We start from the raw sequence: 14,849 nt of genomic DNA, 5'->3' as shown, positions 1-14,849 counted from the left end.
CAAAAAAAGCTTACTCCACTAAAGAAGTAAGCTTTTTATAGGGTCCATACGAAACTATTCTTTCGTCGAATTTTCGATATTCTCCCGAATTTCTTTAGATGCATCCTTGAATTCACGGATACCTTTACCCAGCCCCCGTGCGAGCTCGGGAATTTTCTTGGCTCCGAAAAGCAGAACAAAAGCCCCAACGATAAGGGCGATTTCGGGTCCTCCCATTCCAAACATAGCGATGGTCGTTTTTTAGTGAATAAAATTGCTAGGATAAAAGTACATACTAAAACCATTGCTTGTTTAGTGCACTTGTCCTATTAGCTAAGAATCAGCCTAATTAGTTTCAAAAAAATGAAAATTTAAGGTAATCTTAATCGAAAACAGCCCTATTGTTGCGGATTTCCACCGGCGGCGTACAGACTGTTAGCCCAGGCTTTCGCGTACTTCGCCCGCAGAGACTCCGTCTTGATTTGCATATCAATCAGCTTGCTTTCCTGCGTATTGACTAAGAAAAGGGTACTCTCTCCGATGTCAAATTTCTGCTGTTCGGCCCGTACCAGCAGCAACTGATTGGCCGTTGCCTGACCTTGCGTCTCGGCCTGTTGCTGCAAAGCCCGGGCTTCATTGAATACCTGCCGAACAGTGATCGTAATCAAACGCCGGGTCTGTTGCTGATCAAATCGCATATCGGCCTGTTTAATGCGAACCTGCTGGAGTTTGCCCCGTTCCTTTCGTAGAAACAGCGGGAAACTCACTTCAGCACCAACTTTGTAATTATTGGTAAGCCACCAGCCCGCGTCATACGATTTGCCGACCGCTACGGGTTCGCGAATGAAGTTATAATTGACATTAACCGTCGGTAAAAGCTGATTTTGCCGGAATCGTCGCTCAATGTCCAATTGCTGGAGTTTGAAATCCAGCTTGATCAGATCCGGATGTTGTCGGTTCGCCCGAGCCAGTAACTCGTCGAGCTGCTCCTGAGTAGGTTCGGGAATGGTTACACCCCCCGGAATCGCGTTTTCGGGCAATTCTACGGGTTCGTTGTTCTCGTTCCAGAGATTATTCGAAATGCCCAGTCGGGTATTCTGGAATTCCAGCAACGCGGCCTGATAGGAAGCCAGACGTTCTTGTACCGTGATTTTAGCCTGCACGGAATCAATGGCGGCCAGGTCACCAATTTCCACGCGTTGCTTGACCGCCCGGTATCGAATATCAGCCAGATTGAGCCCATCCGCCGTAAATCGAAACTGCTGGTAGGCAAAATACCAGTCCCAGTACGTCTTGGCAGCATCGTACATGGTTTTGTTGATCAACTTCTGACGATCCGCTTCGGCAATATTCTGGAGTAGCTTGGCCTGCCGTAACGTTGAGCGGCGAGCATCAATCAGCAATCCCTGAGCCAGGGGTACGCTCAATCCCGCATACACCAACCCAGCATCGGGCGTGTAATACTGCGGATTGATGTATGGCCCCGTGTTCCGGTCATAACCCGCTTTCAGGTCAATACCCGTCCAGGTCGGTATTTTCAGCGAATTTTCCCAGTGATTATAGTATTCCTTGTCCTTATACTCTTTCCGACTGAAATCCGAGGCCAGTTTCGGATCGAACATGCCGCGGGCCTGTAGCAATTCGGTACGGGCGTCGGCTGGAATCAAGTCCGCCTGTTTTACAATGGGGTGGTATCTTAAAATCAAATCTGCATAATCACTGAAACTAAAAATGCGTACTGAATCCTGAGCCCACAGTGGAGCGGCAACGGCTGTCCAAAGGAAGAAAACCAAGGTAAAAACGCCAGTTCTGGGCGGCAAGACCGTAGGGATACGCCCCCCAGACCAGCGAGCAATTAGAAACCTCATTTTTTCGCCCCCTTTCCGGCGTAATCGCCTTTGGGCTCCTCTTTTAAGCTAGGTGGGAAGCCGTTAAGTTGTCGCCAGATTTCGTACCACACCGGTACGCTGTCGAGCATGACCCAACCGTACACACCCGAACCCAGTCGCAATTGAGCGGGCCAGGGGTGATCCCGACGTTCTTCTACTTTCTCCGTCACCAGAATTCGGTATTCGCCACTGGTCGAGTTTACCTGGTCAATAACGGCTACACGACCCCCGAAGGTACCCACACTGACGGAAGGCCAACCCGAAAACTGCAGGGCGGGCCAGCCATCAAACTGAATTCGTACTTCACGACCTTTCTGAATCAGCGGCACGTCCATGGCTTTGATATACAACTCAACTGCCATTTGAGGATTTTGCGGCTGTAAGGTACAGATGGGTTCCCCTTCTTTAATGGTTTCACCAACCCCGGCTTTCAGGGCTTTCACCACGATACCCCCCTGCGGAGCCCGTAACACGTACTGGTTGCGGCGAACATTGACGTTGGCTACTTTATTCCGTAGTTCCGAAAGCTCTTTCTGACCATCGCCCAGCGATGAAACAGCTGAACTTCGATCGGATAATGATTTGGCAATTTCCTTCTGATAATCAGCCTCAATCGAATTAAGCTCGATCCTGGAGTTGATTAGGTCCTGTCGGGAGATATTGAGTTTATTCTGAGCAGAAACCACTTTTGCCTGAGCCGCCTGAAAGGTAAGTTCACGACCTTCAAGGTCCGTTTTCGAAAACAGACCCTGTTGGTACCCTTGCTGAAAACGCTCAAACCGTACTTCAGCAATTCGGAACTGAATACGCTCATTGGCCAGGTCAACGCTATCTGACTGAACTTTGGCCTGTGCCTGTAGCACTTTGTTACGGGCCTTTTCCAGACTCAACCGCAGGGCGTTTCGTAGGGCAGTCAACTGGTTTTCTACGGCTTCAATTTTGTTCTCGTACCCATCCACGGCCGTTTCTTTGGCATCGACCTGTTCGGACAAACGCAGGGGTAGATTCGGATCAAAATATTCATCCTTGATCTCCGATAACGTTAAAATGGTGTCGCCTTTTTGTACGGCCTGTCCCTCGCGAACGTGCCATTTTTCGATACGTCCGGCAATAATATTTTGTACCGTCTGCGGACGATCCTGGGGCGTTAGGGCCGTGACCGTACCCGTTCCATTGATATTCTGCTGCCAGGGCATGAACAGTACAATGAAGAGTACGGACAGAATACCCACAATCCAGCGGGCCAGCTTCCGACCCGTCCGGTGGGTAGAAAGCGTTTTGAGGGACTGAATTTCGTTTTCCGAAAGATCCGGGTCCACTCGTTTGGGAGATATGTTAAGCATGGTTTGAGTTGAGTTAAACGTTTTCAGCAGCTGAAAACAAATGACTAATACGGTCCGTCACTGACAATTTTTCCATTTTCCAGAATCAGCACGCGATCGCAGGCGGCCAACACTTCCGGATCGTGCGAAATAGTGATAAAGGTCCAGGGATGAGCTTTGTCGCATACAAACTTGATGAGTTTCAGCTTTTCTTCCCGGTCCAGTAAGCCATAAAAGTCCGTAAACATCAATAGTTTAGGGCGTTCTACAATACAACGGGCGGCTGTAACTTTCGCCTTAAAGCTCTCAGAAAACCGTTGACCCTCGGCCAGCATTGGGGTGTTAATACCATCGGGAAGCTGACCGATTTTATCCGTCAGACCGAGGTTTTCAAGCGTCCAGCGAATATCATCCAGCGAAATATTCGTACGGCCCATCGTAATGTTTTCGAAAATGGTTCCGTCAAAAATTTCATTGGGTGCTACGTTTTTCGCCACCGCATTCCGAAAATCGTTCAGATGAATGTCTCGCAACGAAAAGCCATTAACTGAAATACTGCCATCGTATTCCGTCATTAAACCACTCAGTAACGTTAGCAGTGTATTTTTACCGCCTCCGTTCGAGCCCGTAATCGCCACACGTTCCCCCTGTTTGATGGAGAAACTCAGGTTTTGCAGAACGGGACGTTTGCCATCCGGGTAGCGGAATGAAAGGTTGTGCACCTCTAAAGCCAGATTCTGTTTATTAATCGGCATCCGTAAGCCTCCTTCCCGTTCGAGTGGCAGATCGGTAACATTCCCCATCTTTTCGGTAGCCGTTACCAAATCAAAGATGGTATCAATACTCGTGATCAGTTTTTCTACGGAGTTGACGATCAATACAATAATAATGTCGGAAGCAACAAACTGACCGAGTGTAATCTGCCGGTCAACCACCAGGAAAATACCCAGAATCAGTAGTGCTGCGATGACCAGAGTTTTGAAGGCCACCATATAGTAAAAAATCCGCAACAGAATTTTGAAGTGTTTCTGCCGGTAAAGCAGGTAACGACTTACCAGCTCATCCATTTTCTGTACGGGCAGGTTCGTATTGCCAATTACCTTAAAGCTGAATAAGGTACGGGCAATGTCTTCGAGCCACTGAGCAACCTTGTACTTGTATTTGGATTCATACAAACTGGTCTCCAAACCTTTGCTGGCATTAAAGCGAAATACCAGAAAGATGAGTAAAATTGTCAACAACCCAAAAACAATGAACATGGGGTGATACGCAAAGAGCAGTAGCAGACCAAAAGCAATCTGAATGACAGCTCCCGTAATATCGATAAGGATTTTAGGTAATGCCTTTTGTACGGTCAGGATGTCAAAAAAGCGGTTCATTAGCTCTGGAGCATAGTACCGGTTGAGTGCTTCCACTTTAATCCTCGGAATCCGGTAAACAAACTCAAAAGCTGCTTTTGCGAAAATGCGTTGTTGCAAAACTTCCACAATTGATACCTGGACGATCTGTAAAATCCCCGTAATGAGTACCTACAATAACCAGAGCCGCCAGCAGGTACACGGAAGAAAAGACCAATCCCCCCTGAATCAGTCCGACGATCGCCTGGCTACCCAGGGGTAAGCTCAGAGCAATCAATCCGGAAACGATGGCGTAGAGGTACAGATAATAGATGTCCCGCCGTTCGTTTCTGAACAATTGCAGCGTACGCTGCCAGGGCGTCATGTGCTTTTCGTTCGTGCTGGAATCATCACTGGCCAGAGGCTGAATCGGAAATGCGGTTAAAAACAACACTTTTCCGTTGTCGTTCTTTGCGGGCGTCAGGCCTTCGCCACTGATAAGTTCGGGGCCATGGTCATTAATGGCGTAGTGATAGGGTTTCCCTTTTTTCAGATCCCGGCCCGCAATGATGGGACGCATCCCCTCGGATGTCTGGTCAAAAAAGACAAATGGATGCTCGCTGTTTTCTTTCCAGTCCCAGAATTCGTTTTCAGCTTTCTCGTGTTTCACCAGAGCCAGGTTCACACTGAAGGCCTGTTCGATCAGATCTCCTACGAAAACTTCTAGTGTTTCGGGTTCGTAGGTGGAGGCAGAATGATTGGAAGAAGCAAGCGTTGGGGTTTCGGGGAAAAAGAGTTCGGCTAGTTTCCGAACAGTATGGTCTAATACGGGAATGGTCATATAGTTAAATATTCAAATGAGGGGTCACTTGAAAAGGGAAATGGGTTTAAAGTTTTAGGGTTTTTAACCCATCTATTTCTTATAAATCAATGCCAGCATAGTGCTTCACCAACAATGACTAACGACAAAACTAAATCTGTGGGTTCCTGAAGAAAAGATTCTCATTAACTTCTAATAATTTCAGTCTCTACACTTTAGCGAGGGAAACGAAAAAAGGTACGGAAACTTTGCTTCCGTACCTTTTAAAAGATGTTTGATGAGGAGAACTACTTCGAAACGAGTTCGTAAGTTTTTCCTGCCTGCGTAGGGAATGAGAGTAGGTAATACGAACCTGACTGTTCGGCCTGCGTACGTAGTCCTTTAACGGACAGGGGCTGAGCCGAACGAATTTTGCAGGGTTCCCCATTCAGCGATTTGATCGTAGCCGTCGTTAACTTGCCGTTTTTCCACTGCATGGCTAATTCAAAGCCTCCACGAGCCCGCAGACCCTGCACCTGACCGGCTTTCCAGGCGTCAGGCAGAGCGGCCAGGAGGTGAATGTCGTCCAAATGACTTTGGACCAGCATTTCAGTCATACCTGCCGTACCGCCGAAATTACCGTCGATTTGGAAGGGCGGGTGAGCATCGAAAAAGTTAGGATATGTACCCCCGCCGCGTTGATAAGCAGTTCCGTTTTCTCTCGTGTAACGAAGGAGCTGCCGAACCAGCGAATAGGCATGGTTCCCGTCGAGCAAACGAGCCCAGAAGTTGATTTTCCAGGCTTTACTCCAACCCGTACCTTCATCGCCGCGTAACTCGAGGCTACGGCGGGCGGCCTGAGCAAACTCAGGCGTGCTCAGCGGGGCAATCTGCCGTCCGGGATGCAGGCCAAACAGGTGTGAAACGTGCCGGTGGTGAGGGTCCTGATCCTCCCAGTCCTTGTACCATTCCTGTAGGTTGCCTTTATGACCGATATGGAGCGGTAAGAGCTTTTTCTTCTTTTCGATCAGCAGGTTGCGGAATTCCGTATCCGTCCCCAGGGTTTGCGAAGCTTCAATCAGATTGGTAAACAAGTCCCAGATAATCGACATATCCATCGTGGAGCCAACCGTTACGTAAGCCGGTTTGCCCTTGGAGTCCAGGAACGAGTTTTCGGGAGAAGTCGAGGGCGAGGTAATCAGATAACCATCCTTATCTTCGACCAGATAGCCCAGCAAAAAAGTAGCGGCTCCTTTCATGAGCGGATAAGCCGTTTCTTTCAGGAACTGGCGATCACCCGTAAAGCGGTAATGTTCCCACAAGTGCTGCGAAAGCCAGCCTGCCGCTTCATTCCAGTTGGCCCACATCGGATCGCCATCGCCCATATCGCCCACGGCGTTGGACAACGCCCAGATGTCCGTATTATGGTGAGCCACCCAGCCCGGAAGTTTATAATAGGTCTGAGCCGTTTGCTTACCCGTTTTGGATAAATCTTTAATGAGTTCGAACAGCGGCTGGTGCAGTTCTGAAAGATTAGTCACTTCAGCGGGCCAGTAATTCATCTGCGTATTGATGTTGATCGTGAAGTTTGAACTCCACGGGGCCCGCATATGCTGATTCCAGATGCCCTGTAGGTTGGCTGGCGTACCACCGGGCCGCGAACTCGAAATGAGCAGATAGCGACCGTAATGGAAGTACAGCGTTTCCACCCCTGGATCGTACGTACCCTTGCCGTATTGCTCCAATCGCTGATCGGAAGGTAAAGCCAGGTTGGGGTTGGTACGGGTAGAATCCGTTAGCGTGAAGGAGAATCGGTTGAAATACTTTTGATAATCAGCTGTATGCTTACTCAATAAACGATTGTACGGCTGTGTGGCAGCTTGATTGAGGTACTGAGCGGCCAGTTTGGCTTCGTCTTTGCCCTCTTTGTCGGGGCATTTGTCAAAGCCGTTAAAACTGGTGGCTGCGGATACCAGCAAGACCACTTCCGACGCATTACGTACGTGAATGCCTGCCGTATCCGTCTGTACCTGTCCCTGCACGGGCAGAGCTTTGATCCGAAACTGGTACCGCATGCCATTGCAGCCCGCCGGATCGTCGTAAATGATGGGATTTCGGCCGGGGGCGTTGTAGTAATTCGGATCAACGTGGGCCGGAGCTTTGCCTTTCACAATCAGCTCATTCGTACCCTGCGTCTGCTTCTCGAATCGTAGCTTGCTGCTGCCTTTTACGTCAAAGTTAAGTTGACCGGACTTGCTGGCTTTCAGGCGAATGACAAGTACCTGGTCCGGAGCAGAGCTGAACACTTCCCGGGTATACTCGGTGCCGTTGACTGTAAAACGCGTGGTAGCCAGAGCCTTGCTCAGGTCCAGATCACGCGTGTAGCTGGACGGTTGTTGTCCCTTTAAATCCTGTTGAATGAGCAGATCGCCTAGCGGCAAATACGTTTGGGTATAACGGCCCTGCATTTTCTTCAGCAGTTGTACTGCTTTGGGATACTCCTCAGCCGCCAGAGCTTCCCGCACCTGGGGCAAGTACGTATAGGCGTTAGGGTTTTCGTTTGGTTTGACGGGGCCTCCCGACCAAAGTGTACTTTCATTAAGCTGGATGAGTTCCTGAGCGGGGCGTCCAAAAACCATCGCACCCAGTCGACCATTGCCTACAGGAAGGGCTTCCGTCCAGACTTCGGCAGGTTGTTGGTACCAAAGTTTGAGATTTGACTGACTTAGAGCAGGAAAGAAGGTAAAGGCAAAGAGGAGCGTACCAGCCAGTTGCTTAATCATGCAAAGGTTATTTTGAATGAAGTTCAGAGAAAGGAACGTGAGTCATCGACAGACGTCCTTTATGAACATAAGAGGGCTAGCGACTCGCTTGATACTCTAGGAAAGTAAACTATTTTGTAAAAAACAGGCAAGAAAACCAGGAGAAGTGTACTACTTCTCCTGGGAATAATCAAATTAATTAGTACGCCCGGGCAAAAATCACGCGGCGTTTGGAAGGCTTACCGGAGAATACGCAGGCACCTTCTTCTTCGGCAGCATCCAGGGGAATGCAACGAATGGTGGCCTTGGTAGCTTCCTTGATTTGCTCTTCCGTTTCGGAGGTTTCATCCCAGTGAGCCAGCAGGAAACCACCTGTTTCAATTTTCTCCTGAAACTCCTCCCAGGTATCCACTTTGAACGTGTTTTCTTCCCGGAATTTCAGGGCTTTCTGATAGATGTTGGTCTGAATTTCTTCCAGCAAGGACTGAATTGTATCGGCTACACCTTCAATCGATACGATCTGTTTTTCTTTCGTATCCCGACGGGCCAGTTCAGTCGTACCATTTTCCAGATCACGGGCTCCAATGGCCATCCGTACGGGTACGCCGCGAAGTTCGTACTCGGCGAATTTCCAGCCGGGTTTTTCGTTGGTAGAATCGTCGAATTTTACCGAAATTCCTCTGGACTTCAGATCTTTGATGATGGGTTCCAGCCGGTCGTAGATGGCATTCAATTGTTCATCATTCCGGAAAATGGGAACGATCACGACCTGAATCGGAGCCAGTTTGGGAGGTAGTACCAAACCCTGATCATCCGAGTGAGCCATAATCAAAGCTCCCATCAGACGCGTAGAGACGCCCCAGCTCGTTCCCCACACGTAGTCGAGTTTATTATCTTTACCCAGGAATTGTACGTCGAAAGCTTTCGCGAAGTTCTGCCCCAGAAAGTGGGAAGTACCCGCTTGTAGTGCTTTTCCATCCTGCATCATGGCTTCGATACAGTACGTTTCTACGGCTCCGGCAAAGCGTTCGTTGGGCGTTTTTACGCCGCGAATGACCGGCAGAGCGAGCCACTCTTCGGCGAACTTGGCGTACACTTCCAGCATTTGTTCCGCTTCGGCTACCGCTTCTTCCGAGGTAGCGTGGGCGGTGTGGCCTTCCTGCCAGAGGAATTCCGCCGTACGCAGGAAAAGCCGCGTACGCATCTCCCACCGAACCACGTTGGCCCACTGGTTGATGAGTAAAGGCAGGTCGCGGTAGGACTGTACCCAGTTTTTATACGTGCTCCAGATGACCGTTTCTGACGTAGGCCGAACGATGAGTTCTTCCTCCAGTTTTGCCTCAGGATCAACGGTTACACCCGAACCATCCGGGGCGTTTTTGAGACGATAGTGGGTAACAACCGCACACTCTTTGGCGAAGCCCTCAACGTGGCTCGCTTCTTTTGACAGGTACGACTTGGGAATGAACAACGGGAAGTACGCGTTGACGTGCCCGGTTTCCTTGAACTTATCGTCGAGAGCCCGTTGCATTTTTTCCCAAATGGAGTACCCATAGGGCTTGATGACCATACAGCCCCGTACTGCTGAGTTTTCGGCCAGATCGGCTCGTTTCACCAGATCAAGGTACCACTCGGAGTAGTCGTCAGTGCGGGAGGTAATGCCTTTGCTCATGGAATTTTTTTTAAGTGCTCCGTGTTAACTAAGAAGAGATAGTTAATTGATTTTCAATTACTAATTTCCTCGATTCTTTAACACGTAGCGTCAAATGTTAAAATTGTCGTTAATAAAAGTTAAAGTCTTTTTAGAGGATTGCAAAGATACATTTTAGCCTTAAGTTTGTAACAGTCACACTGAATACTGTCACACACAAGGGCAAATTCAACTTGAAAACGTCTACGATTATGAAAATGAGGAATGTTTCTAAATACCTGGCTGTCGCTGTATTGGCAGGTGTTTGGGGGTGTAGCCCCAAAGCTACGCAACGTTCCTACGTGTATGATGACCTCTATTCTTCTTCTTCGGATGTCCGGGCAATTGCCTACAGTAACAAGCAGAACGACGTAATTGAAGAGCAGACCAAAGGGGAAAACCTCGCGGAGAACGAATATTACAACCAATCGCTGGCTGATAAATATAACAACCGGCGTTACCTGGGTTCGACGTATGACAACCTGGTAAATGGTAATGCGTATAACAACTACGCCTATAACTCAGGCTACGGCAACTGGAATCCTAATGGATGGAATTCCTGGAACAGCTGGAACAACTGGGGCTTCCCGATGTACGGTGGTTTCAATGGGCTGGGTGGTTTTGGCCCTGGTCTGTCCATTGGTTTAGGCATCGGCAGCAGCTTCTATCGTCCCTGGAGTAACTTTGGTTACGGAGGCATGTGGGGTTGGAATGATCCCTTCTACGGGGGTATGGCCTATAATCCTTACTACTACAATTCCTGGGGATATTATCCTTCGTACTTTGGTGGTTTGGGTGGTTATCCCTACTATGGTGGTTACTACGGTGGCGGCTATTACGGAGGTGGTGGAGTTGTCGTTGTGAAACCCGGTACGGGCGACAATTCAGGTTCGTCTTATGCTCGTCCACGAAACACGAACTATGGCCGTTCACAGTCTGCCTATAATAGCAATTTTAACCGGAGTCCTATCGTAGGAAGCTCAGCGGATTCACGGGGCGGTCGGACCAGTGCCTACAACAATGCTGCGTCGGGCAACAACAGTTATTACTCACGTCCGCGTCGTGAAGCGGCCAGTTATTCGGATTATAACTCCGGTAACAGCAATTCATACCGTAGCGGTAACGGAACGGTAAATCGTCAGAACAATACGTATTCCCGGGGCTGGAATAGCGATAACAACTCGCGTTCGAACAACTGGAATAATAACAGCAATAATTCTTTTAATAATAACTCGAACATGAGCCGTAGTTATTCAGCTCCTGCCTCTTCTGGCGGTGGCGGCGGCGGTAGCATCGGTGGTGGTGGAGCTCGTTCACGTGGACCACGCTAGTTCGCTTAACAAACTTTAACGCTTAAAAAACCCCGTCAATCGGCATGATTTGACGGGGTTTTCGTTATTTAAGAGCGGAATTAACCGCTTTCGTTACTGGCATTGCTTTTTGGCTTAGCCTTACATGTACTTTGATCGAGTCTCTTACTGCTGACCATGAAACGTCTTACTTATTTAGCAACTCTGGTATTACTTTCAGGAGCTGCCTATGCTCAGGACAATAATTACGAGTCATTGTCCCGAATGTTTTCCCAAACGAATCCACAAGGCTCTGCCCGGATGCAGGCCTTGGGCGGTAATCACTCAGCAATTGGGGCAGATGTCTCGAACATTAGTGGAAACCCGGCTGGTTTAGGGTTTTACACGCGATCGGAACTCAGCATTTCACCCATGTTTAGCACGAGTAACAATGCGTCTCAATACATTAACAATACGCAAAATGCCAGTGCTAATCAACTCGCTTTAGGCAACCTCGGCGTTGTATTTTCGAGTAAAAACCGAAATCCGGTTCGCTCGGGCGGCTGGCAGGGTGGTTCCTTTGGGATCAGTTATTCCAGACAGAATATCTTTAAGAATACCGTCCGTTTTGGAGCTCGCAACGAATTTAGCTCCATGTCTGACTTTTTTGCGGAATACGCCAATCAGGAAGCAACCGGATCGCAACAGGGGGTAGTTGTAGGAGATTTCAAAAATGATTTATACAACAACGGGACCGTATTTGATTTTCCCACCTCCATGTACTACTACGGTCTGGTGATCGATCCGCAGCCCGGCAGTCAGATTGGTTATCCCTACAGCGGCATAGAGGCAGGAAAGACCGCCAACCAGAATTTCGTGTCTACCAGTACGGGACACACCAGTGGCTGGAATTTTGCCTATGGAGCCAATTACATGAACAAACTGTACATTGGCGTGGGCTTTTCGCTAGCCCGGATGAATTATACCAATACAAAAACCATGAATGAGGATTTTGACAATGCAGGGGGCGTCAGTGGTTTCTCGTATACGAATGATTTATCAACGAACGGCAGAGGCTTTAATTTATCCGGCGGGTTAATTTATCGGCCCAACGACCTGTTACGAATTGGGGTTTCGGTGACTAGCCCAACCTGGTTCAACATTACGGAATCGGCGGGACAAGGTTTACAGACCCGTCTGGCTCGTCCTTTTGAGGTAAGTGCTGGTACGTTCCCTGAATATAGCTCCGATTTACCGGATGTTTTGCGTAGAAACGGATACGGTATAAATACCAGTAATGGCGTCAACTACATTACGGGCGTCCCCAGCTTATCGGTATTGCCTTTTGAGTCCAGCTATCGTCTGCGTACGCCAACCAAACTGACCGGGGGTGTTGGCTTATTTTTCGGTAAAAATGGCTTCATTTCGGCGGATGCTGAGTACGTGAATTACACGGGAATGAAATTGTCTTCGGATGATCAGAATGCTTCCCAGGACTTGAGAGATGGCTACAGTAACTCTCTGATTCGAAATACGTATCGCAACGTAGTGAACCTGAAAGTCGGGGGTGAATATCGGATCGATAAAGTTAGTCTGCGGGCGGGGGTAAGTTATTACCAGGACCCCTACAAGCAGATTGCCCAGTTCAATTCCTTAGATCGTAGTCGCTACATTTATTCTGCGGGCGTAGGGTACAAAACTGACCGCTTTTACATTGATGCGGCTGTTACCCACGGGCAGCAGACGACTGCTTACTCTCCTTACATTTTAGCGAATACGAACGATTATGCGTCGGCTAAAATTAAGAACCAGACGACGAATGCGATTTTAACGCTTGGCACGTACTTCTGAGTAGGAAAGTCTGAATCAAAAAGGACGCTGTCTGTAACAGCGTCCTTTTTGATTGCATATGCGTTGGGTTAGGAAATAACTTGCAAATGACGAAGAATTTCAAGCAGATTTTGGACATCTGTTTCGCCAGCAATGGTTACATCGGCCTGTTCATAATAGCTTCTTCGATGGCCAATTTTCTTTTCCAGCGTTACCAGCAATTCCTCCGGATTTTCAGCACTCAGTAGAGGACGATCGTTTTTCCGGGTATGTAAAATCCGGTCGGCCAGAACACGCGGTGGAACGTCCAGAAAGATGCTAAACCCCTGTTCTTTGATGTAAGCCATATTGTCGTGGAAACAAGGTACGCCGCCACCCGTCGAAACGACTAGTCCGGTATCCTGGGGTAAGCTACGCAAGAGGTCACTTTCTACCGTACGGAAATAGGCTTCTCCCTTCAGATTAAAAATTTCGGCAATGGTGAGCAATTCGCGGATTTCGATCCGTTTATCCATGTCCACAAATTCATAGCCAATTTCACGAGCCAGCGTTCGCCCCAGTGTACTTTTCCCGGACGAAGGCATGCCGAGTAGAAAAATATTCTTCATATACGTTTTTTAGGGAGGGAGGAGGATTTAAAAAAATAATCGGATTTAGTAACGGGTGGGTTCAGTAAAGCCCGATAATTGAAAGGGCCATCAGGCTCCTGATGAAATGAGTAATGAATAGGAACGATCCATTGTCCAGAGCGAAAGCCGTATGAATGTGAAAATCAGTAGCTACTGATAACCTGCCCGGCAGCAGCTGTTCCCCGCTCTGGTAAAAGAGCAACATTAGGGAGCTACTTTTTCCAGAATGGTTTCTTTGGAAGGAACGCTCGCATAACTCCACTTACCGCGTACGGTGCCCTTTGAAAGCAGCCACAAACCGGGATTACTCCGTACAATAGTCTTGAGAACTTTAAAATCAGCGAAAAAATAAGGTACGGCCAATTGATGTTCATGGCGAAATCGATTAAAGTCTTCCTCGGTTGAAGAAGTCAGAATGGCGGGTTGAATGCTCGTGCCTTCCAAACTTTTCAGTAACGTTTTAATTTCGTCCAGTGTACCAAGATGGGCTTTATTGACATCCTGAATGATCAGAAAGAAGTGATTTCCCTGAAAAGAAGCCTGCGTGTAGTCCGTATCGCCATTCCACAAACGGTAATCGGTAATGCGGGGGCCCGCATCCGGATTCAGTGGGCCAACCATTTCTTTAAACAAGTAGGTCGTATCACTGGGATACTCGTCGAACTCGCTTTCCTTGCCATCTTTTTCCATGCGATACTTAAAACGGAAAGGCTCGCGATTCTTCATGTTGTTGGGAATATTTTCGCCTACGGCATACGCCAGTCCATCGTAGGGAGGCAGATAGCGAACGGCATACCAACCCAGCCCGATGCAGAACAAAACGGCAATCAGCATAATCCCCGTGGTATGGGTATCCCGAAATACCGTACGTTGCCACAACACAACCAACAGTAAAACCAGTAAGACAATGTCTTTCCAGAAGGAAGTCCAGGGTTGCAACTTGATCATTTCCCCAAAACAGCCGCAGTCAGTCACTTTATTGAAATAGGCTGAATAAAAGGTAAGGAAGGCGAAGAAGGTACACAGCAGCACCAGAAACCAGGCTGTACGCCGAAGCTTCCACTGCACCAGCAGGGCTACCCCTGCGAGAATTTCCAGGGAACAAAGTACGATGGAGAAGAACAGGGCATACGGTACCAGAGCTTCCCAGAATCCCGCCATGAACGAAAAATCCTGAGCAAAAACTTCAAAGTACTCTTCCAGCTTGATTTGGGTACCAACGGGATCATTAAGCTTAATTAAACCTGAGAAGATGAAAATGATCCCGACCACAATTCGGCTCAGGTGAGCAAGTAATTTCATAGGCCAACACAAACAAGTGAG

At 48.4% G+C, this 14,849-nt stretch carries 11 protein-coding genes; 2 read left to right on the top strand and 9 right to left on the bottom strand.

Annotated elements, in window-relative coordinates:
• Positions 1 to 54 precede the first annotated feature (54 nt).
• From BWI97_RS12020 to proS, 7 genes are all read right to left on the bottom strand, one after another.
• Positions 55 to 225, bottom strand: a complete 171-nt coding sequence (locus tag BWI97_RS12020; protein WP_102201177.1) for a twin-arginine translocase TatA/TatE family subunit — start codon at positions 223 to 225, stop codon at positions 55 to 57.
• Positions 226 to 377: 152 nt separating this feature from the next.
• Positions 378 to 1,799 (bottom strand): TolC family protein, encoded by a 1,422-nt coding sequence (locus tag BWI97_RS12015; protein ID WP_233207825.1) that lies wholly within the window; start codon positions 1,797 to 1,799, stop codon positions 378 to 380.
• A gap of 44 nt (positions 1,800 to 1,843) precedes the next feature.
• Positions 1,844 to 3,211 carry an HlyD family secretion protein gene (locus tag BWI97_RS12010; protein ID WP_102201175.1) on the bottom strand — a complete coding sequence of 456 codons (1,368 nt, stop codon included), beginning with the start codon at positions 3,209 to 3,211 and terminating at the stop codon, positions 1,844 to 1,846.
• Positions 3,212 to 3,255: 44 nt separating this feature from the next.
• On the bottom strand, positions 3,256 to 4,569 hold the full coding sequence (locus BWI97_RS28330; RefSeq protein WP_233207824.1) for a peptidase domain-containing ABC transporter: 1,314 nt from the start codon (positions 4,567 to 4,569) through the stop codon (positions 3,256 to 3,258).
• Positions 4,570 to 4,633: 64 nt separating this feature from the next.
• Positions 4,634 to 5,368 (bottom strand): hypothetical protein, encoded by a 735-nt coding sequence (locus tag BWI97_RS28325; RefSeq protein ID WP_233207823.1) that lies wholly within the window; start codon positions 5,366 to 5,368, stop codon positions 4,634 to 4,636.
• Positions 5,369 to 5,634: 266 nt separating this feature from the next.
• Positions 5,635 to 8,109 (bottom strand): glycoside hydrolase N-terminal domain-containing protein, encoded by a 2,475-nt coding sequence (locus BWI97_RS12000; RefSeq protein ID WP_102201174.1) that lies wholly within the window; start codon positions 8,107 to 8,109, stop codon positions 5,635 to 5,637.
• 178 nt (positions 8,110 to 8,287) lie between these two features.
• A complete protein-coding gene (gene proS / locus BWI97_RS11995; RefSeq protein WP_102201173.1) occupies positions 8,288 to 9,760 on the bottom strand; it encodes a proline--tRNA ligase in 1,473 nt (490 codons plus the stop codon).
• Positions 9,761 to 9,990: 230 nt separating this feature from the next.
• Here proS and BWI97_RS11990 point away from each other — a divergent pair, with 230 nt between their 5' ends.
• Both BWI97_RS11990 and BWI97_RS11985 read left to right on the top strand, forming a co-directional pair.
• Positions 9,991 to 11,109 carry a hypothetical protein gene (locus BWI97_RS11990; protein ID WP_102201172.1) on the top strand — a complete coding sequence of 373 codons (1,119 nt, stop codon included), beginning with the start codon at positions 9,991 to 9,993 and terminating at the stop codon, positions 11,107 to 11,109.
• Between the two features lie 156 nt (positions 11,110 to 11,265).
• Complete coding sequence (locus BWI97_RS11985; protein WP_146010924.1) at positions 11,266 to 12,918, top strand: OmpP1/FadL family transporter; 1,653 nt, start codon at positions 11,266 to 11,268, stop codon at positions 12,916 to 12,918.
• A gap of 68 nt (positions 12,919 to 12,986) precedes the next feature.
• Here BWI97_RS11985 and BWI97_RS11980 read toward each other — a convergent pair whose 3' ends face one another.
• Both BWI97_RS11980 and BWI97_RS11975 read right to left on the bottom strand, forming a co-directional pair.
• Positions 12,987 to 13,505: a shikimate kinase gene (locus BWI97_RS11980; RefSeq protein ID WP_102201170.1), complete on the bottom strand. Its 519-nt coding sequence runs from the start codon at positions 13,503 to 13,505 to the stop codon at positions 12,987 to 12,989.
• Between the two features lie 225 nt (positions 13,506 to 13,730).
• A complete protein-coding gene (locus BWI97_RS11975; RefSeq protein ID WP_094808482.1) occupies positions 13,731 to 14,828 on the bottom strand; it encodes a BT_3928 family protein in 1,098 nt (365 codons plus the stop codon).
• Positions 14,829 to 14,849: the final 21 nt, after the last annotated feature.

Source organism: Siphonobacter sp. BAB-5405 (assembly GCF_002872335.1).
Classification (GTDB): Bacteria; Bacteroidota; Bacteroidia; order Cytophagales; family Spirosomataceae; genus Siphonobacter.
The sequence above is the reverse complement of the archived record's forward strand: the minus strand, read 5'-3'. Positions and strand labels throughout refer to the sequence as shown.